The organism is Caulobacter segnis (assembly GCF_003243465.1).
GTDB lineage: Bacteria > Pseudomonadota > Alphaproteobacteria > Caulobacterales > Caulobacteraceae > Caulobacter > Caulobacter segnis_A.
Map to the genome: position 1 here is coordinate 1 of NZ_QFQZ01000062.1, position 19,647 is coordinate 19,647.

General features: G+C 68.4%; 17 protein-coding genes. 7 read left to right on the plus strand and 10 right to left on the minus strand.

The features are described 5' to 3' along the window. Positions 1–1,326, minus strand: a 1,326-nt coding sequence (locus tag DI526_RS16975; protein WP_304280522.1) for an efflux transporter outer membrane subunit, incomplete at its 3' end; no start/stop codon positions are given. A 234-nt stretch (positions 1,327–1,560) separates the two neighbouring features. On the opposite strand from DI526_RS16975, the gene DI526_RS16980 reads away from it, so the two are divergent. After that, positions 1,561–2,241 carry an FABP family protein gene (locus DI526_RS16980; protein WP_304280524.1) on the plus strand — a complete coding sequence of 227 codons (681 nt, stop codon included), beginning with the start codon at positions 1,561–1,563 and terminating at the stop codon, positions 2,239–2,241. A 3-nt stretch (positions 2,242–2,244) separates the two neighbouring features. Here the strand turns inward: DI526_RS16980 and DI526_RS16985 are convergent, their stop codons facing one another. From DI526_RS16985 to DI526_RS17005, 5 genes are all read right to left on the minus strand, one after another. Beyond that, positions 2,245–2,571, minus strand: a complete 327-nt coding sequence (locus tag DI526_RS16985; protein ID WP_304280526.1) for a type II toxin-antitoxin system RelE/ParE family toxin — start codon at positions 2,569–2,571, stop codon at positions 2,245–2,247. Next, the gene (locus DI526_RS16990) at positions 2,568–2,801 is read right to left on the minus strand and encodes a type II toxin-antitoxin system ParD family antitoxin (protein WP_304280528.1); all 234 of its coding nucleotides are present in this window, start codon (positions 2,799–2,801) and stop codon (positions 2,568–2,570) included. Before DI526_RS16990 ends, DI526_RS16985 begins: the two co-directional genes overlap by 4 nt. A gap of 209 nt (positions 2,802–3,010) precedes the next feature. Beyond that, positions 3,011–4,126: a hypothetical protein gene (locus tag DI526_RS16995; protein WP_304280530.1), complete on the minus strand. Its 1,116-nt coding sequence runs from the start codon at positions 4,124–4,126 to the stop codon at positions 3,011–3,013. Between the two features lie 116 nt (positions 4,127–4,242). After that, positions 4,243–5,493: a TetR/AcrR family transcriptional regulator gene (locus tag DI526_RS17000; protein WP_304280532.1), complete on the minus strand. Its 1,251-nt coding sequence runs from the start codon at positions 5,491–5,493 to the stop codon at positions 4,243–4,245. 159 nt (positions 5,494–5,652) lie between these two features. Further along, positions 5,653–7,584 carry a PAS domain-containing hybrid sensor histidine kinase/response regulator gene (locus tag DI526_RS17005; protein ID WP_304280534.1) on the minus strand — a complete coding sequence of 644 codons (1,932 nt, stop codon included), beginning with the start codon at positions 7,582–7,584 and terminating at the stop codon, positions 5,653–5,655. 122 nt (positions 7,585–7,706) lie between these two features. Here DI526_RS17005 and DI526_RS17010 point away from each other — a divergent pair, with 122 nt between their 5' ends. The 5 genes from DI526_RS17010 (at position 7,707) to DI526_RS17030 (ending at position 15,027) form a co-directional block, all read left to right on the plus strand. After that, complete coding sequence (locus DI526_RS17010) at positions 7,707–8,933, plus strand: serine hydrolase (RefSeq protein ID WP_304280536.1); 1,227 nt, start codon at positions 7,707–7,709, stop codon at positions 8,931–8,933. A gap of 572 nt (positions 8,934–9,505) precedes the next feature. Next, positions 9,506–11,584, plus strand: coding sequence for a 3-hydroxyacyl-CoA dehydrogenase NAD-binding domain-containing protein (locus tag DI526_RS17015; RefSeq protein ID WP_304280537.1), 2,079 nt, complete (start codon positions 9,506–9,508; stop codon positions 11,582–11,584). A 228-nt stretch (positions 11,585–11,812) separates the two neighbouring features. After that, a complete protein-coding gene (locus DI526_RS17020) occupies positions 11,813–13,360 on the plus strand; it encodes a class I adenylate-forming enzyme family protein (protein ID WP_304280538.1) in 1,548 nt (515 codons plus the stop codon). A 117-nt stretch (positions 13,361–13,477) separates the two neighbouring features. Next, positions 13,478–14,461: a DegT/DnrJ/EryC1/StrS family aminotransferase gene (locus DI526_RS17025; protein ID WP_304280540.1), complete on the plus strand. Its 984-nt coding sequence runs from the start codon at positions 13,478–13,480 to the stop codon at positions 14,459–14,461. Positions 14,462–14,517: 56 nt separating this feature from the next. Beyond that, entirely contained in the window at positions 14,518–15,027 is a 510-nt protein-coding gene (locus DI526_RS17030) for a DUF2199 domain-containing protein (RefSeq protein WP_304280541.1), read from the plus strand. Here DI526_RS17030 and corA read toward each other — a convergent pair. Together corA and DI526_RS17040 are read right to left on the minus strand one after the other, a co-directional pair. Beyond that, positions 15,005–15,973, minus strand: coding sequence for a magnesium/cobalt transporter CorA (corA, locus tag DI526_RS17035; RefSeq protein WP_304280544.1), 969 nt, complete (start codon positions 15,971–15,973; stop codon positions 15,005–15,007). The two genes, DI526_RS17030 and corA, sit on opposite strands and share 23 nt — an antisense overlap. Before the next feature lie 10 nt (positions 15,974–15,983). Then, positions 15,984–17,003 (minus strand): adenosine deaminase, encoded by a 1,020-nt coding sequence (locus DI526_RS17040; protein ID WP_304280545.1) that lies wholly within the window; start codon positions 17,001–17,003, stop codon positions 15,984–15,986. 192 nt (positions 17,004–17,195) lie between these two features. Between DI526_RS17040 and DI526_RS17045 the strand changes: the two genes are divergently transcribed. After that, positions 17,196–18,197, plus strand: a complete 1,002-nt coding sequence (locus DI526_RS17045) for an amidohydrolase family protein (RefSeq protein ID WP_304280564.1) — start codon at positions 17,196–17,198, stop codon at positions 18,195–18,197. Between the two features lie 54 nt (positions 18,198–18,251). Here DI526_RS17045 and DI526_RS17050 read toward each other — a convergent pair whose 3' ends face one another. Both DI526_RS17050 and DI526_RS17055 read right to left on the minus strand, forming a co-directional pair. Next, the gene (locus DI526_RS17050) at positions 18,252–18,551 is read right to left on the minus strand and encodes a hypothetical protein (protein ID WP_304280547.1); all 300 of its coding nucleotides are present in this window, start codon (positions 18,549–18,551) and stop codon (positions 18,252–18,254) included. 81 nt (positions 18,552–18,632) lie between these two features. Further along, positions 18,633–19,529 carry a pirin family protein gene (locus tag DI526_RS17055; protein WP_304280549.1) on the minus strand — a complete coding sequence of 299 codons (897 nt, stop codon included), beginning with the start codon at positions 19,527–19,529 and terminating at the stop codon, positions 18,633–18,635. Between the last annotated feature and the right edge of the window lie 118 nt (positions 19,530–19,647).

The window sequence follows — 19,647 nt, forward strand, 5'->3', positions numbered from 1 at the left end:
CAGGCCCGCGGCGTAGCCCTTGCGGCTGGCCTCGTAGGCGACGGCGGCGCGGCGCTCGCCGGCGGCCAGCAGCGCCACGCGCCGTTGGTCGGCGTCATATTGCACGAGCGCGTTCTCGGCCTCGCCGAACGCCTGCTGGACGGTCTGTTCGTAGGTAATCGCCGCCTGCTCGACGCGCGCGCCCTGGGCCTTGATGTCGGAGAGCAGCTTTGGGATGTCGAGCACCGGGATCGACAGGTTCGCCCCCAAGGTCCAGGCCGAGCTGGTGGTCGAGGCCGTGGAGCCAGGCTGCAGGAAGCTGGGGCTGACCGACTTCGACAGGCCGACGCCCGGCGTCAGGGTCAGGGTCGGGAACAGCGCCAGCTCGTTGACATTGAGATTGCCCGAGGCCGAGGCGAGCCTCGCGGCGGCCTCGCGGATGTCGGGACGGCGAGCCAGCAGCTCGCCGGGCGCGGCGACGGGAACCGGCGGGGCCTTGGCCAGGACGGGATCGACCGGCAGGGTCGCCAGCGGATCGACGCCCTTGCCGACCAGGATCAGCAGGCTGCGGCGCGAGGCCTGCAGTTGCGCTTCCAGCTGGGCGACCTGCGCCTGCGCCTGGGCGAGGTCGGCGGCGGTGCGCTCGCCCTCGGACGTGGCCGACAGGCCCCGGCGGCCCTTCTCGGCGGCGACGTCGTAGAGGCTCTGGCTGATGCGGGCGTTCTGGCGGGCGTCCTCCAGCTGCACGGCGTAGCCCCGCGCGTCGAAATAGGACTGGGCGACATTGGCGGCCAGGGCCGCGCGGGCGCCCTCGTAGGCGAAGCGGGCGGCGGCCAGGTCGTTGTCGACCACCTTGCGGGCGGCGCGGCGCCGGCCGATCAGGTCCAGCTCCCAGGAGACGTCGAAGTCGGCCGCATAGGTCTTGCTGACCCCGCCCTGGGTGAAGCCGCCGGTCCCGCTCTGGTCGATGATGTTGGTGTCGGTGCGCTTGGCCGAGCCCGTCAGGGGCGTGGACGGGATATAGAGCTGGCGGATCTGGCCCTGGCGGGTGGCGCGGGCCTCCTCCAGCCGGGCGGCGGCGAGACGCGCGTCCGGCGCCTGGGCCAGGGCGGTCGTGATCAGATCGTTCAAGACCGGGTCGTTGAAGCTGGTCCACCACTGGTCCAGAGCTTCGGTCGGCAGCGGGGTTCCCGCCGGCGCCTGATAGGTCGCGGGAAGCCGCGCATCGACCTTCGGCGCGGGGGTCACGCAGCCGCTTAGCGCCGCCGCCGTCGCCGCCAGCAGGGCGCAGCGCGCGCCCCAGGAGGAGCCAGAACCTCCGGCCGGGCCGGTCTTGGCGAAACGCATGAAGATCAGTTCCGATTGTTGCGGCGCCCAGGCGGGAGGAGGCGACCGGTGTTGTCCCACTTAAGCGTCCCCCGAAGGATGCGAAACCCTTCTTTGGGCCGTTCGGTAAAGCTTCTCGCTGGACGGTCCCATCCGTGTCATCAACAACTCCGATACGCGGCCAGGCGGCCGTCGGACGAACCCTTATCTTCGGCGAGCTTGACCTTGTGCGCGCCGTATTGGACCCAAGGACGCATGAGCGAGTTCCCCGCCGACATTTTCTCCGAACCGGAAGACGTTGATCCCGACACCCTGGCCAATCTGGGTCCGCTGACCCGACTGGCGGGTGTCTGGGAAGGCCGCAAGGGCGTCGACCTGAACCCCAAGGCCGAAGGTCCCGAGCGTCGCGAGTTCCTCGAGCGCATCGAACTGCACCCGATCGACCCGCAGGCCAACGGGCCGCAGCTGCTGTACGGCCTGCGCTACCACGTCCACATCGTCGCCTCGGACGAGGACGTGACCTTCCACGACCAGATCGGCTACTGGCTGTGGGAGCCGGCGACGGGCCTCGTCATGCAGACCCTGGCCATCCCGCGCGGCCAGGTGGCCCTCGCCAAGGGCCAGGCCAGCGCCGATGGCTCGGGCCTGTCGGTGCGCGCCGAACGGGGCGGCCCAGGCTATGGGATCTGCTCGACCGACTTCCTGGAGTGGGCCTTCCGGACGGACTCCTACCAGCTGGACGTGCGGTTCGAGGACGACGGCGGCTGGTCCTATGTCTCGACGACCATGCTGCAGGTCCACGGACGCGACGAACCGTTCCGCCACGTCGACCGCAACACCTTGGTCAAGGTCGGCGAGCCCAAGCCCAATCCCAGCGCCCGCATCGCGGCCGGTGAGAGCCTCGTTAAGGCCCACGGGTTCCTGACGCTGGGGTGAGAGCTAAAGCCCCTCGTCGCTGATCCAGGCTGGGATGTCGCTGGCTGCGTGCAGGACCCGCCAAACGTCGATGTGGTCTAGGCGCTGAACATAGAAGACGAGATAGGGGTAGCCCTTCAGCGCGCGACTTCTCAGACCGGGAAGGTCGAGCTCGTGAGCGTAGCGGCTGGAGCCGGCGGCGGGGCCCTCGCTGATACGGCGATAGCGTTGTTCCAGCGCCTCGATGAAGCCAAGCGCGACCTTTCCGCCGGCCTCGGCTAGGTAGAAGCCTAACGCTTCATCGACGTCTTGCTCGGCGCGCCCGCGCCGAACGATCGGGTACGCCGTCACCGTTGGGCGCGCACACGCGCCCGAAGAGCCGCGAAGTAGTCTTCATGAGCGACGGCGCTAGGCGAGGAATTGGCCCCCTCGAGCAGCAGGCCGCGCAGCTTTTGACGATCCTGATCCTTGCGGATCAGCTCCCGCACATATTCGCTGCTCGACCCATAACCGCGGCCAGTAACCTGCTCATCGACGAAGTCCTTGAGCGTGTCGGGAAGCGAGATGTTCATCGTCGTCATGAGGTCAGCATTGCGCTGTTGGCAAATTTTGGCAAGGCGTGCGGGGCCTGACGCAGGGGTGAGCCTCTCGGCCGACTTCCGCGGCGAATGCCGAGGCCCAGATACAGCCAGAGAGCTTGGGGTGAACGCGCCAAGCCGCCTCGCAAGCGCGTTGAGTTCGCGGGTTCGATCCGGGCCCCGGCATTCGCCGGGGAGGTCGGGTTAGATTGCTACAGATAATCCAACAAGCTCGGCGGCCCGGCCATCGAGCCATCCGCGTTGAACATCTGGCTCAGCTTCTCGCGCGAGGCCTGGAGCTCGACCATCTTGGCGTAGGTTTCGGGCGTCCAGCCGGAGGCCTGCCGCTCCTCGGTCGTCATCCCGGCGTAGCGGGTGATCATCGCCTTGCCGAAGCCGCCGTCATCGTTGCTGGTCGACTGGTAGCTGGCCTTGATCGCGGCGCTGTCGCGCGAACGGATCTCGATCTGGGCCATGCGGATCTCGTGCGTCGAGAACTGGCCGTCCTGGTTCAGCGCCACCGCCGCCAGCGAGCGGTCGTCGAAGCGGCGGAAGTCGATGTCGCCGCTGTCGGGGTCCTTGGCCGCGTCGGGGTGGGTCGCCAGGGAATATTGCTTGTCGAGCGCCGCGCGCACGTCGGTGGCGACCTTGCCGAAGTCGCGGGTCTTGGCGCCGGCCACCACCCCGCCGGCCTCGTGCATATAGGCCGCGACGGTGTCGTTCTGCACGCCAACCGGGGCCAGGCCCGGACGGGTGACAGCCTGGCCGCGGGCCTCCACCAGGGCCGCGCGGTCGCGGCTCCAGGCGGCGGAGGCCTTTTCCTCTGGGCCGGCCAGGTCCATCTGGTCGATGGCGGTCTGGTAGAGGCTGGCGTAGTCGCCGGTCAGCCGGGCCTGGGCGGCGGGGCCGGCCAGGACCTTATCGCTCTGGGCCTTCAGGGCCAGGGACGCGACCACCTGCTGCTCGATCGGAAAGCCGCCGCCCTGGTTGCTGGCCACGGCGTAGAGGGTGCGGCGGTCCAGGCTCGAGACGTCGATCGTCGGGTTGCCGTCCTTCAGCGCGGCAGCCGTTCCGGCCGCCTTCAGCCGGGCCGTGATCTGGGCCTTGGCCTCGGCGACCACGCCCTCGATCGTGCGGGAGTCGGTCTGGGCCTTCAGCGCCGCCTGGGCGGCGGGCGACAGGGTGACATTGACCGCCGGGGTGTTGATGGTCGGGCTCTGGTCGCGCGTCTGGCCATAGCCGGTGACCTGACTGGCGCGCTGCGTCGCCGTCTGGCCGGCGGTCAGGCCAGGCGCGTAGGTCGACGAGTACGGATTGATCGTCGTCATGCGGCGAGACTCAAGGCGAATCAGTGCCTTGAGGGTATCAGCCAGCGGCCTTGGGACCTAGTTTATGGTTAATCTGTCGCAACAGTTCGTCCGTCTCCTGCAAGGGGAGAAGGAGGCTATCGCAACACCCCCGTCAGCAGCGGCCGCGCGAACAGCGCCGCGGCTTCCTCTCCGTCCAGTCCCGGGACCCAGGTCGGCAGGGACGCGGCGGCGTTCAGCATCGAGTTGATCATGTGGGCGGCGATGCTGGGGTCGATCGGGCGGATCGAGCCGTCGGCGATCCCGTCGGAGATGATCGAGGCGAAGCGCTGCCAGCCGCGCATATAGCCGTCGGCCATGTCGCCGCGCAGGGGTTCGGGCAGGGCGCTCAGCGACGAGGCGCGCAGCAGCGGTCCATGCTCGGACAGCTGATAGCTGGTCAGGCCGGCGGCGGTCGACACCAGCTGCGTCCAGCTGTCGGCGTCGAGGGCGCGGGCGTCCAGTTGCGAACGGCGGGTGACGGTGAAGGTGCGCTCGAAGCACTCGGCGACCAGGGCGTCCTTGTCGTCGTGGTGGTGGTAGAACGAGCCCTTGGTCACGTTCAGCGCCGCCGAGATCTCCTCGACCGAGGCGCCGCGATAGCCGCGCTGGTTGATCAGGCGGGTGGCGGCGACCAGGAAGGTCTCGCGCCACTCCAGGCCTTCCTGCGCCGCGTTGTCCTGGGACGACGGGGTCGGGTCGGGCAGGGGGCGCGGCGCCCAGGCGCGGCCGCTGGCCGGCAGGCCGTTCAGCAGGATGTCGCCCATCCGGTCGCGCACCCGGCCATAGTCCTCGACGTCGTAGCGACGCAGCCAGCGGCCCGACCAGAACACCTGCTCCATCAGCAGGTGGGCGCGGGCGTTGCGCTGACGCTTGTCCAGGTGGGCCAGGGACGGATCGTCGAAGAAGCTCCGGACCCGCCGGAACAGGTTGTTGAACGCCTCGACCACCGAGCCGCGCAGGGGCTCCTTCAGCGCCTTGACCTCGGCGAAGCTGGTCAGCGGCGTGGCCTCGCCCTGGCGCACGGCCCGGTGCAGGTCGAGATAGAGCTCAAGGAACTTGACGATGCGGTCGGCGGGCGAGCCCTGGGCGGCGGCCTCTTCGACCATCGCCTCCAAGCGTTCCAGCCCCCGCATGAAGCAGGCGGCGGCCAGGTCGTCCTTCTTGCGGTAGTAGTAGGTGACGCTGGTGGTGTTCAGCCCCACCTGGGCGGCGACGTCGGACAGGGTCATGCCGCGCACGCCCTGGCGGTTCAGGATCGCCGTGGCCGCGGCCAGGATGGTTTCCTTCTTGCGGGCGTAGCGCTCCGTCGCCGCCCCGCCAATCCGGCCATCGTCCATCGTACTCACCCCATAAGCACGCGATCCTCCACGGATCGCGCGATCGGACGTCTCGCCTATCTAGGTGAGCGAAGCCCGGCCCGAAAGGCCGTCCCTTCCGTAGAGAGACGATCGCCTCCCCTAGCGTCAGGGTTTGTCAGGAATGTTTCAACGACGCCTGCTCGCCCATCAGGACGCTTTCTGCGCCGTCGTCCGCTCGAGGGTCAGCGCCTGGATGATGGCGCGGGCGAGGGCGACGGGCGAGAGCGGCTTGGCGACCGCGCCGTCCATGCCGGCGGCGACATAGCCGGCCTGCTGGTGGGCCATGGCGTTGGCGGTCATGGCCAGGATCGGGGCGGCGCCGGCGGGGGCGGGCAGGGCGCGGATGCGCTGGGTGGCCTCGACGCCGTCCATGCCCGGCATCTGGATATCCATCAGGATCAGGTCGAAACCCTCGCGGGCCATGGCCACGCCCTCGATCCCGTCCTCGGCCAGCGAGACTCGCGCGCCCAGGGCCTCGAGCATCCGGCCGGCGATCAGACGGTTGGTGGCGTTGTCCTCGACCAGCAACACGCGCAGGCCTGAGAACAGCGGCGCCTCATCGTCCTCGGGCGTCTCCTCGGGCGGCGCGCCGGCCTCGGCGTCGATTTCCAGCCAGAAGGTCGAGCCTTGGCCCGGCGTGCTGGAGAACCCCACGTCGCCGCCCATCATCTGCGCCAGGCGCCGGCAGATCGCCAGGCCCAGGCCCGAGCCGCCAAAGCGCCGCGTCGTCGAGCCGTCGCCCTGGTGGAAGCGCTCGAACAGCGAGGCGGCCGCTTCGGGGCCGATGCCGACGCCAGTGTCCTCGATCTCGTACCGCAGGCGAAGGCGATCGTCCGCGCGGCGACCGGACAGCCGCGCGACGACGCCGCCCTTCGGCGTGAACTTCACTGCATTGCCCAGCAGGTTGAACAGCGCCTGGCGCAGGCGCAGCGGGTCGGTGTTCACCCAGCCCAGGTCGTCTTCACGCCCTTTCTGCGGGGCCTCCACGCGCAGATAGAGACCCTTGGCCTCGGCTTGCGGTCGCAGCATCTCGGCCACGCCCCGCAGCAGCTCGGCCGGCTCGGTCGGCTCGGGCGCCAGTTCCAGCTTGTCCGCCTCGATCTTGGAGACGTCGATGATGTCGTTGAGCAGCTGGGACAGCATCTCGCCGCAGTCCAGCGCCTCGTTCAGCAGCCGGCGGCCGTCGGCGGACAGGCTCTCCTTCTTCAGCAGGTGCAGCACGCCCAGCACCCCGTTCATCGGCGTGCGGATCTCGTGGCTCATATTGGCCAGGAACTGGCTCTTGGCGTCGGCGGCGGCCAGGGCCGCGTCGCGGGCCTCGACCAGCTCGGTGACGTCCTGGCTGATGCCGATCACGTCCCAGGCGTCGGGGCTGGAGCCGCGGACGCCGCGCCAGGACGAGTGGATATGGGCCCAGCGGCCTGTCGGCGGGTCCAGGTATCGGTAGTCGATGTCGACATGCTCGCCGGTGCGCAGGGATCGCGTCAGCGCCTCCCAGGCGCGGTCACGATCGTCGGGATGGATCGACTGGGTCATCTCCTGGATAGTCATCGTCCGCGCGCCGCCCTCGGGATGGCTGGGCGTGGGGATGTCCTGGTCGAAGGCATAGACCCCTTTGCGCGGGTTGAAGCGCCAGACGAAGATGCCTGTGGCGGTGCGCAGCAGCTCGTTCGAGCGCTCGGCCTGCTGGCGGGCGATGTTGCGGGCGCGCTCCTCGGTGCGGTCTTGGAAGACGATCAGCAGGTCGTCGCCTTCCAGCACCTTGGACTGCGAGCGCACCCACAGCCAGCCGCCGCCCTTGCGCGCCAGGCGATGCTCGCCGGTGGCCTGGCCGCGGGCCTTGAGGATCCGGCCTATGTCTTCGATGATCGGCTTGTCGTGCAGATGGAAGAAGTCGTTGATGTGCCGGCCCAGCGAGTCCTCGGTGCTCCAGCCGGTCGCTTGGGTCCAGGCGGGATTGACGCGGGCGATCGAGCGGCCGCTCAGCACGACGAACATGTCGAGGCTGTTCTGGAAGAACCAGTCGGCGGCGGCCGCTTCGATCCGCAAGGCAGCTCCCGCGTCCAAGTGCTTGCCCATCCTGATCCTCTCGTCTTCAATCAGAATGCGCTCGTTGGGGTAAAGTTTGCGTTGCGGCCGAACGTCGCTCCGGCTTTTCCGCGCCGACGCCAAGAAAGTCATCATCTAGGGGAGGAAACGTCTTGAGCACGCCCGAAGCGGTGGGAATGTCGTCCGAGCGCCTGAAGCGCATCGACGGCTTCATCCAGTCCAAATACATCGACAGCGGAAAGCTGCCCTGCGCCCTGACCCAGGTGTGGCGGCGGGGGCAGCTGGCCCACACCTCGGTGCTGGGCCACGCCGATGTCGAGCGCGGCAAGCCGCTGAAGGCCGACAGCCTGTTCCGCATCTATTCGATGACCAAGCCGATCACGAGCGTCGCCTTCATGATGCTGGTCGAGGACGGCCTGGTGGCGCTGGACGATCCGGTGCACCGCTTCATTCCGGCCTGGCGGAGCCTGGGCGTGTTCAACGGCGGCGTGCCGGGCGCCTTCCTGACCAAGCCGACCACCGAGCCGATGCGGATGATCGACCTGCTGCGGCACACCGCGGGCCTGACCTACGGCTTCCAGCAGCGCACCAATGTCGACGCCGCCTATCGCAAGCTGAAGCTGGACGGCGTGGACAGCGAGGGCGGGCTGCAGGCCTTCGTCGACACGCTGGGAACCGTGCCGCTGGAGTTCTCGCCGGGCGAGTCGTGGAACTACTCCGTCGCCACCGACGTGCTGGGCTATCTGGTCGAGACGATCTCGGGCCAGCCGTTCGACGTCTTCCTGAAGAGCCGCATTTTCGACCCGCTGAAGATGGTCGACACCGGCTTCTTCGTGCCGGAGGGCCAGCGGGCCCGCTTCACCGCCTGCTACGCCCTGACGCCGTCGGGTAAGGTCGTGCTGCAGGACGATCCCGAGAAGAGCAAGTATCTGACCGACCCGTCGCTGAAGTCGGGCGGCGGCGGCCTCGTCTCCACCGCTGACGACTACATGCGTTTTTGCCGGATGCTGCTGAACGGCGGCGAACTGGACGGCGCGCGGCTGCTCAGCCCCAAGACTATCAGGCTGATGACCATCAACCACCTGCCCGGCGGCAAGGAACTGACGGACCTCTCCAAGTCGCTGTTCAGCGAGGCGGTGTTCGAAGGCCTGGGCTTCGGCCTCGGCTTCGCCATGACGGTGGACCTGGCCCGCACCAAGAACCTCGGCTCGCCCGGCGAGTACTTCTGGGGCGGCATGGCCTCGACCGCCTTCTGGATCGACCCGGTCGAAGACCTGGCGGTTGTGTTCATGACCCAGCTGATGCCGTCCAGCGCCTATCCCATCCGGCGCGAGCTGCGGACGCTGGTCTATTCCAGCCTGACGGAGGCGGCGGGGTAGGGCGAAAATCCTCCTCCCCCTCTGGGGGAGGGGGACCGGCGAGCGCCGGTGGAGGGGCCCTGTGAGGCGGCGAGCGCACAACCGCTTCGCGGACCCCCCTCCGTCTCGCCGCGTATTCGCGGCGATCCACCTCCCCCTAATAGGGAGGAAGGATTGTTGCTCATCCCCTCTAAAAATCCGGCGCGGGAGGGGGGCTCCCGCGCCGAGGGACACACCGAAGTCGGCCGCGCCCCGGGGAGGCGCGCCACGCTCGCCGAACACGGACTTCGAAACGTCGGGACACGTGCAAGGCGCGTCCAAAATCCGTGTCTCACTGCGAACGCACCGGGCAGCTGTGACCATTCCGACGAAAAAACAGTTGTTTCGTCGCCTTTGACCGGGCCCTCCCCCGGCCGTCGGATCACGGCTGAAACTACCGTTCGAACTTGCAGTATGGAGGCGCGGTCCGTCAACGGCGGGCGCCTGCGAAATGGGCGCCGTTACGGCGCTCTGGACATCTTCGCTTGAGCGTGCAGGGTTTCTCAAACGGTTGTTCAAGCCGAAAGCAACACAAGAGCAAGGGTGGAAGCCGCATGGCCGCGATCAACGCCGTCACTGATTTCTCCGTGGAAGGCGACGTCGGCGTCGTCACGCTGAACTCGCCGCCGGTCAACGCCCTGTCGGCCGTGGTCCGCGAGGGGCTGAAGGGCGCCTTCGAGGCCGCCATCGCCGACCCGGCGGTCAAGGCGATCGTGCTGATCTGCGACGGCAAGACCTTCATCGCCGGCGCCGACATCACCGAGTTCGGCAAGGCCATGACCGGCCCGTCGCTACAGGACGTGCAAAACGTCATCGAGAACGCGCCCAAGCCGGTGGTCGCGGCGATCCATGGCACCGCCCTGGGCGGCGGCCTGGAGGTGGCGCTGGTGGCGCACTACCGCGTCGCCGTCCCCTCGGCCAAGGCGGGCCTGCCGGAAGTGAACATCGGCCTCTTGCCCGGGGCCGGCGGCACCCAGCGCCTGCCGCGCATCGTCGGCGTCGAGAAGGCGCTGGAGATGGTCACCAGCGGTCAGCACGTCCCGGCCAAGGCCGCCCACGCCATGGGCCTGTTCGACGAGCTGGTCGAGGAAGGCAAGCTGCGCGAGGGCGCCATCGCCTTCGCCCGTAAGGTCGTGGCCGAGAACCGTCCGCTGAACAAGGTCCGCGAGCTCTCCGACAAGGTCGAGGCCGCGCGCGGCCGGCCCGAGATCTTCGAGGCCTTCCGCAAGGCCAACGCCAAGAAGTTCCGCGGCTTCATGGCCCCCGAGAACAACATCAAGTGCGTCGAGGCGGCGGTGAACCTGCCCTTCGACGAGGGGCTGAAGGAAGAGCGCCGTCTGTTCATGGAACTGATGACCGGCAGCCAGTCGGCCGCCCAGCGCTATGTGTTCTTCGCCGAACGCCAGGCCGCCAAGATCCCGGACGTGCCGGACGACACCCCGACGATCCCGGTCAAGAAGGTCGGCGTCATCGGCGCCGGCACCATGGGCGGCGGCATCGCCATGAACTTCCTGAACGCCGGCATCCCGGTGACGATCATCGAGGCCAAGCAGGAGAACCTGGAGCGTGGCGTCGGCGTCATCCGCAAGAACTACGAGAACACCGCCAAGAAGGGCCGTCTGACCCAGGACGATGTCGAAAAGCGCATGGGCTTGCTGACGCCCTCCATGGAGATGGAGGCGCTGGCCGACTGCGACATGGTCATCGAGGCCGTGTTCGAGCTGATGGAGATCAAGAAGGAGGTCTTCGCCAAGCTGGACAAGATCGCCAAGCCCGGCGCGATCCTGGCGACCAACACCTCGTATCTCGACGTCAACGAGATCGCGGCGGTGACCAGCCGTCCGGAAAGCGTGATCGGCACCCACTTCTTCTCACCGGCCAATGTCATGCGACTGCTGGAGCTGGTGCGCGGCGACAAGACGTCGAAGGAAGTCATCGCCACCTGCATGAAGCTGTCGAAGACCATCGGCAAGGTCGCGGTGCTGGTGGGCGTCTGCTACGGCTTCGTCGGCAACCGCATGCTGGCCCAGCGCCAGCGCGAGGCCCAGAAGCTGATCCTGGAAGGCGCCATGCCCTGGGATGTCGACCGGGTGCTGTATGACTTCGGTCTGCCGATGGGGCCGTTCGCGATGAGCGATCTCGCCGGCCTCGACATCGGCTGGGACCCGGCCAAGACCAGCTCCTCGACCGTGCGCGAAGTGCTGTGCGAGATGGACCGCCGCGGCCAGAAGAACGGCAAGGGCTTCTACGACTACGACGAGAACCGCAACGCCAGCCCCTCGCCCGTCGTCGAGCAGGTGATCCGCGACTTCGCCGAGAAGCGCCAGATCCAGCGCCGCACGATCACCGACCAGGAGATCCTGGAGCGGTGCCTCTATCCGATGGTCAACGAGGGCGCGAAGATCCTGGAAGAGGGCAAGGCCATCCGGGCGTCCGACATCGATATCGTCTGGATCAACGGCTATGGGTGGCCGGTCTATCGCGGCGGCCCGATGTTCTGGGGCGAGCTCGTCGGCCTCGACAAGATTCTGGCCAAGATGCGCGAGTTCCACGCCGAGCTCGGCGACGACTTCAAGCCCTCGGCCCTGCTGGAGCGCCTGGTCGCCGAGGGCAAGGGGTTCAAGGACGCTTAGCTGAATTCCCCTCCCCTTGATGGGGAGGGGTAGGGGTGGGGTGATGAGCGGTAAGGCCCCGCTCCTCGGTTCTAATAGCGTGTCATCCCGGAAACGCCGCAGGCGTTATCCGGGACCCAGGGGGTGAAAGAGCGCGGCGCGGGCCGCCCCTGGGTCCCGGCTCTACGCTGCGCTTCGGCCGGGATGACACGGGTTTTTGCGTTTTCAGTGCGTTTTGAGGAAGAGTGCATGACCCTCGCCGCCATGATCGCCGCCGACTACGGGACCATCGGCGAGATTCTTCGCGAGCGCGCCCGGGAGAACCCCGAGCGCCTCGCCGTCGTCATGGAGACGGGCGAGGCCGTCACCTATGCCCAGTTTGACGCCCTGGCCGACCGCGTCGCCGCCGCCTTGCAGCGCGACGGCATCGCGCCCGGGGAGGCCGTCGCCGTCTGCGCCCTGTCGTCGATCCCCTATGCCGCGCTGTTCCTGGGCGCCCTTCGCGCCGGGGTGGCGGTCGCGCCGATCGCGCCGTCGTCGACGCCCGAGGCCATCGCCGGCATGGTCGCCGACTGCGGGGCGAGGCTGTTCTTCCTCGACGCCGGGGTCGCCGAAGCCCAGAAGCCCGCGCCGGTCCCCGTCCGCCAGATCGCGCTGGACGGCTCTTCCGCGGGAGAAGCCTTCGACGCCTGGCTCGCGCCGGAGGGCGCGGCGCCGACGCCGGTCGAGATCGCGCCGAAGCAGCCGTTCAACATCATCTATTCCAGCGGCACGACCGGCACGCCCAAGGGCATCGTCCAGTCGCACGGCATGCGCTGGAAGCACATCTTCGTCGGCGACACGATCGGCTACAGCCACACGCCGGTCACCCTGCTGTCGACGCCGCTCTATTCCAACACCACGCTGGTCTGCTTCTTCCCGACCCTGGCCGGCGGCGGGACCGTCGTGCTGATGAAGAAGTTCGACGTGGTCCGCTATCTGGAACTGGCCCAGAAGCATCGCGTCACCCACACCATGCTGGTGCCGGTGCAGTACCGCCGGCTGATGGAGCACCCGGACTTCGACCGCTACGACCTGTCGTCCACGCGGATGAAGTTCTGCACCAGCGCCCCGTTCTCGGCCGAGCTGAAGGCGGAGGTTCTCCGCCGCTGGCGCGGCGGCCTCGTCGAGTATTTCGGCATGACCGAGGGCGGCGGCACCTGCATCCTGATGGCCCACGAGCATCCGGACAAGCTGCACACGGTGGGCCGCCCGGCGCCCGGTCACGACATCCGCCTGATCGACGAGGACGGCGTCCAGGTCGGTCCGGGCGTGGTCGGCGAGATCGTCGGCCGCTCGGCCTCGATGATGAACGGCTATCACGGCCGGGCCGACAAGACCGCCGAGGCGACCTGGATCTCGCCGGAGGGCCTGTCCTTCATCCGCACCGGCGACGTCGGCCGGTTCGACGAGGACGGCTTCCTGACGCTGATGGACCGCAAGAAGGACATGATCATCAGCGGTGGCTTCAACATCTATCCGTCCGACCTGGAGGCTGTGCTGGCGACCCATCCGGCGGTGGTCGAGGCGGCGGTGGTCGGCGTGCCCTCCGACGCCTGGGGCGAGACGCCCGTGGCCTTCGTCGCGACCCGTGGCGCGGCCGATCCCGACGCGATCAAGACCTTCGTCAACGACAAGGTCGGCAAGACCCAGCGGCTGGCGGAGGTTCGTTTCGTCGACGCCTTGCCGCGCAGCCATATCGGCAAGGTCCTGAAGCGCGAACTGCGCGAAACCTGGCAGAATTCGCCTAGCCGATAGACATTTTTGCCGCGACGGCGCGCCGCATTAGGGGCCGTGGAATCGCTGGATACCGTTGCTTAACCATCGAACGCGGCCCCTAGGCCGCCTGGTTCTTCACGGATCCAAGTTCACGCCATGTCGCCTCAGCCGTTCGCCCTTTCGCCCCTGTTCACGCCGGCGCTCGCTCCTGCTGCGGTCGGGCTGGAGCCCGTGGATTTCGACGCCGTCGCCAAGGCGCTCGGGGCGCGCGGCTACGCTTCCGACCTGGAGCAGCGCCTGGCCGGGCGCTTCGCGCGCCCGGTGCGTGCGCGCGCGTTCGCCGACCGGACCACGACCGTCGCGGCGGCGCTGAAGGCGATGGGCGTGCGGGCCGGCGGCGTCTGCGTGGTGTCGGCCCTGGCGGACCTGGAGACCCTGGCCGGCGTCGCCGCGGCCGGCCTGACGGCCTGGCTGGTCGACGTCGATCCGTTCAGCGCCATGTTCGACACCCGCCATCTGCGCGAGCGCCTGCCCCACGCGCCCGGTCCTCTGGAAGCCATCGTCCCCGCCGCCGCCCACGGCCGTGCGCCCGACATGCGCGCCTGGGCCGCCTTCCGCGACGAGACCGGCCTGCCGATTCTGGTCGACGCCTTCGGGGCTTTCGACGTGATGATCGAGGCGCCCGTGCCGGTGCTGATCGGCCTGCCCAGCGGCCAGGGCGTGTTCGTCGCCTGCGAGGACGCCACGCCGGTCAACGGCATCGAGTCGCGGCCCTTTGTCGGCGATGACGGCGTGGTCGCCTGGTCGCGCCTGCGCCACCGCCTCTGCGCCACGGCCCAACAACTGCGCGTGCTGCTGCTCGACAGCGGCGTCAGCTTCCAGCCGGGCTGGGGCATGAGCTGGATCTCGCCGACCTGCGCCCTGACCCTGCCAGGCGACGACGCCGGCACCGTGGCCTGGAAGCTGCGCCAGGCGGGCGTGGCCGCCAGCTGCGCCGTCCGCGATCTGACCGTGAAGGCCGACGATACCCCGACCGCCGACCACATCGCCGCCTCGACCGTGGTCATCGAGCTCGATCCCGGCCTCGACATCGAGGGCCTGGACCGCCTGTGCGACGCGCTGCGGGAAGCGTTGGCCTAGAGTCCGCGCCCGACTTGGCCTAATCCTCGGCGCGTCTTTCACGCCCGAAGGTTCAGATGGCCCAAGCATTCGATTGCGCGACCTGCGGTCGGCGGCACGACGGTCTATCCAGAGATCGCGGCTTTACCCTTCCCGACGAGGTCTGGGCGCTTCCGGAGGAGGAGCGCGAAACCGAGGCGCGGTTCAGCGACGACCTCTGCCAGTGGGGCGATCGCTTCTTCATTCGCGGCATCTTGCCGGTGCCTCTGATCGGCGAGGACGACTATTTCGGCTGGGGCGTCTGGGCCGAGGTCGAGCCCGAGGTGTTCGAGCGCTATCTCGACCTCTACGAGGAGGACGGCCGGGACGAGCCGCCTCACCCCTGCAAGCTGGCCAACAGGCTGGAGCCCTATCCGGGGACGTCGCTTGGCTCCCGGATGCTGGTCCAGTTCCAGGCCCCCGACGAGCGCCCGACCCTGATCCTGCCAGAGGGCGACAAGAGCCGGCTGGCCCAGGAGCAGCGCGACGGCATCGACGCCGCGCGGCATCACGAACTGCTGGGGCTTACAGCCAGCCCGTCCGCTTGAACCGCCGGTAGAGCAGGCCGCAGATCACGACGATGCCGGCGAGTACGGCGGGATAGCCGTAGGTCCACTTCAGCTCGGGCATGTGCTCGAAGTTCATGCCGTATACCCCGGCCACCGCCGTCGGCACGGCCAGGATGGCGGCCCAGGCGGCCAGTTGCCGGGTGATCGTCCCCTGACGCTGCTGCTCCAGCAGGCTGCTGATTTCGAAGACCGAGGTCAGCACCTCGCGCAGGCCGTCGACCAGGATCTCGGTGCGCTGGATGTGGTCGCGCACGTCGCGGAAATAGGCCCGCACCTCGGTGTCGATGCACGGCAGGTCGTGGTGCTCCAGCGCGCTGACCACCTGGGTCATGGGCCCCAGCAGCTTCTTGAACTTCATCAGCGCCCGGCGAAGGTTGAAGATCCGGGCGATCTCGGCGCGGCTGAGGAAGGCGTCCAGGGCCCGACGCTCGAAGGCGTGCAGGTCGTCCTCGATGGTGTCGACGATCGGCATGTAGCCGTCGACGATGAAGTCCAGCACCGCGTGCAGCACATAGTCGACGCCGTGCGCCAGCAGGGCGGGAGCCGCTTCCAGCTGGGCGCGCAGCTCGGTGTGGGCCCGGGCCGAGCCGTGGCGGACGGTGATCAGGAAGCGCCGGCCGACGAAGAAGTCGGTCTCGCCATAGACGATGTTGTCGTTCTCCAGATGCGCGGTCTTGGCGACGACGAACAGCTGATCGCCGTATACGTCGACCTTCGGCGTCTGGCGAGCGTTCAGGGCGTCCTCGACCGCCAGCGGGTGCAGGCCGAAGGCCTGTTGCAGCACGCGCAGTTCGGCCTCGTCCGGCTCGACCAGGCCGATCCAGACGAACTCGCCGTCGCGCGGCGTCAGGCTATCGGGATCGTCCAGGCTGAGCGCGCGGGCGAGCTGGCCCTGAACATAGGCGCTGGCGGCGACGACGGTCATCGGCGGGCGCTCAATTCGCCGCCGCGTAGGCCTCGACCTTCGCCACCCGCTCGGCCTTCTCGGCGTCCGACAGGAACGAGCCCGTGAAGCTGTTCTTGGCCAGGGTCACGATCTCTTCGCGCGTGAGGCCGACGGCGTCGGCGGTGGCCAGGTAGTTTTCCAACAGGTACCCGCCGAAATAGGCCGGGTCGTCGGAATTGACCGTGGCCTTGAGGCCGAGGCTCAGCATCCGCTTCAGCGGGTGGACGTCCAGGCTGGGCACGCCGCACAGCTTCAGGTTCGACAGCGGGCAGACCGTCAGAGTGGTCCCTTCCTTGACCAGGCGCGCGGTCAGGGCCTCGTCCTCGAGGGCGCGGTTGCCGTGGTCGATGCGGTCGACCTTCACGAGATCGATGGCTTCCCAGACGTATTCCGGCGGGCCTTCCTCGCCGGCGTGGGCCACGACCTTGAGGCCCAGGTCCCGCGCGGCCTGCATCACACGGGCGAACTTGGCCGGCGGGTGGCCGACCTCGGAGCTGTCCAGGCCCACGCCCGCCAGCGACGACAGCCAAGGCTTGGCCTGCTCCAGCGTCTCGAAGGCGCTTTCCTCGGACAGGTGGCGCAGGAAGCACAGGATCAGCTTAGACGTGACGCCCAGCGTCTTCTTGGCTTCCTCCATGCCAGCCAGCAGGCCCTTGATCACCGTGTCGAAGGCGACGCCGCGATCGGTGTGGGTCTGCGGGTCGAAGAAGATCTCCGCGTGGGTTCCGCCATCGGCCGCCAGGCGCTGGAAATAGGCCAGGGCCAGGTCCTTGAAGTCGGCTTCCGTGATCAGCACGCCCGCGCCCTGGTAGTAGATGTCCAGGAAGTCCTGCAGGTTCGAGAACTGGTAGGCCGCCCGGATCTCGTCGACCGACTTGTAGGGCAGGGTGATCCCGTTGCGCTGAGCCAGGGCGAACATGAGTTCGGGTTCGAGGCTGCCCTCGATGTGCATGTGCAGCTCGGCCTTGGGGAGGCCGCGGACGAAGTCGGTCAGGGCGGGGTCGGTCATGGGAGAGTGATCGGACCGGGCGGCGGCCCGGTCAAGGGGCGTGGCCGTCTCCGCCGCGGCGGATCTTGGATTGGCGGGATTTACAGCGGGTGACGGCTGGGGTTCATTGACCGTCTCGACGAACGCTGTTCCGCGAGCGGGCGGTGTTTCGCGCTGATCCGGGGGCTCCAGATGCGACGACCAATCTTGCCGATGGCCTTGATGGCGCTCGCCCTGGCGGCGGCCGCGCCCGCCCTGGCCTCCGATCCCATCATCGACATGCACCTGCACGCGCTGGCGGCGGACGACCAGGGGCCGCCGCCGCTGGCCATGTGCGCGCCGATCGATCCGATGCCGACTTGGGACCAGCGCCAGCCATGGGTTGAGGGGTTTGTCGGCTTTTTCAAGAAGCCCGCCTGCGCCGACCCCATCTGGTCGCCGACGACCGACGACGAGATCCGCGACAAGACCCTGGCGATCCTGCGCAAGCGCAACGTCATCGGCGTGGTCAGCGGCTCGTACAAGCGCGTTATGGCCTGGCAAGCCCTGGCGCCGGACCGCGTGCTGGCGGGCCTCGTGCCGGAAGACGCCGAGCTCTCCAAGCCCAAGGTGATGCTGGAAGCGTTCGGCAAGGCCAAGGCGGCGGGGCAACTGGCGGTGATCGGCGAGCTCGGTTTCCAGTACGAGGGGATCGCGCCCAACGATCCGCGCCTGGAGAATCTCTGGTCCATGGCTGAGCAGTTGGACGTCCCGGTGGCGATCCACATCGGCCCTGGGCCACCCGGGGCGGCCTATCTGCCGGGCCTTGGCTATCGCGCCCGGCTCAGCAGCCCGCTCTTGCTGGAGGACGTGCTGGTCAAGCATCCCAAGCTTCGGGTCAATGTCATGCATGCGGGCTTTCCGATGCTCGACGACACCCTGGCCCTGCTCTACGCCCACCCGCAGGTCTATGTGGACACCGGCGTGATCGTCTACACCCAGCCCCGGCCGGCCTTTTACCGCTACCTTCAGGCGCTCGTGGACGCCGGGTTCGGAGAGCGGATCATGTTCGGTTCCGATCAGATGGTCTGGCCCGAAACGATCGAGCGCTCGATCGCTGTGATCGAGGAGGCGCCGTTCCTGAGCCCCAAGCAGAAACGCGACATCCTCTATAACAACGCCGCGCGGTTCCTGCGGCTGGATGCGGCGACGATCGCCAGGCACAAGGCGATGTAGGCGCAGCGGGGCGCGGTCGTCTGGACCGGCCCCGCCTTGACGCATGGGCGCGGGCTAGTGCGCCGCGTCCTGGGCCTTGTCGGCGGCGTCCTTGGCCTTGTCGCCGGCCTTTTCGGCGGCTTCGCCGGCGGCCTTAGCCTGGTCGGCGGCGGCTTCCTTACCGTCCTCGGTGGTGGCGGTCGCGGCGCTGCTGGTGGCGTTGGCGGCTTGGGCGGCGGCCTGGGCCGCAGCGGCGGCTTCGCTGGCGGCGTTGGTGCTCTCGGCGGCCGCCTCGCGCGCCTTCTCCTGCTTGTTCTCGCAGGCCGCGGTGGACAGGGCCAGGGCCGCGACGGCCGCCATCATCACGATACGCATGGAATCTCCTCCAAGCCCGGCCATGGCGCCGGGGTCATCGGATAATCCGGGCCCGTGAGATCGGTTGCGCTTGTCGCCGCCTCACGACATCGGGTTGGCCGGCGGGGGCGGGCCGTCGGGCAAGGGGATGAACTCGTCGTGGTCGAGGTCGGGCAGCTTCATGCGGCCCGCCTTCCAGTCGGCCTTGGCCTGCTCGATCCGGTCCTTCGACGAGGAGACGAAGTTCCACTCGATGAAGCGCGGCCCCACCGGCTCGCCGCCCAGCAGCATGACGGTGGAGCGCTCCAGGGCCTTGAACACCACCGTCTCGCCCGGCGCGAACACGGCCATCTGGGCGGTGGTCAGTTCGCGGCCATCGACCTCGACCCGGCCCTCGGCGACATAGGCCGCGCGCTCGGAATATTCGGCCGGCAGGGCGGCGGTCGTGCCTGGCTCCAGCTCCCAGTGGACATAGAACAGCGGCGAATAGACCGGCACGTTCGACTTGGCGCCGAACGCCTCGCCGGCGATCAGCCGCGCCTTCAGCCCGCCGTTCTCGTAGTACGGCAGGTCCTGGGGGCCTTCGTGATGGGTGAAGCTCGGGTCGATCTCCTCGTATTCCTTGGGCAGGGCGATCCAGGCCTGCATGCCGTCCATGCGGCCGCCGTGCTCGCGCAGGCCCTCGAAGCGTTCGGAGTGGGTGATCCCCGACCCGGCGGTCATCCAGTTGACCTCGCCCGGCTTGATCACCGCCAGCGAGCCGACGCTGTCGCGGTGGGTGATCTCGCCTTGGAAGAGATAGCTCAGGGTCGAGAGGCCGATGTGCGGGTGCGGGCGCACGTCCGCGTCCTTGGTGAAGCCGGGCTGGAAGGTCGCCGGACCCATGTGGTCGAGGAAGGTGAACGGCCCGACCATCCGGTGGGCGTGGAACGGCAGCACCCGTCCGACCTCGAAATTGCCGAGGTTCTTGCGGCGGGCTTCGATGACGAGGTCGATCATGGGGAACTCCAGCGGTGTATCGGCCGGAGTTTAGCGGGGCGGGGCGGGGCGCGTCTTGGAGATTATTGCCGACATTCCATCGCCCGTATTCCCCGGCGACACGTCAGTGCGGCGAAGC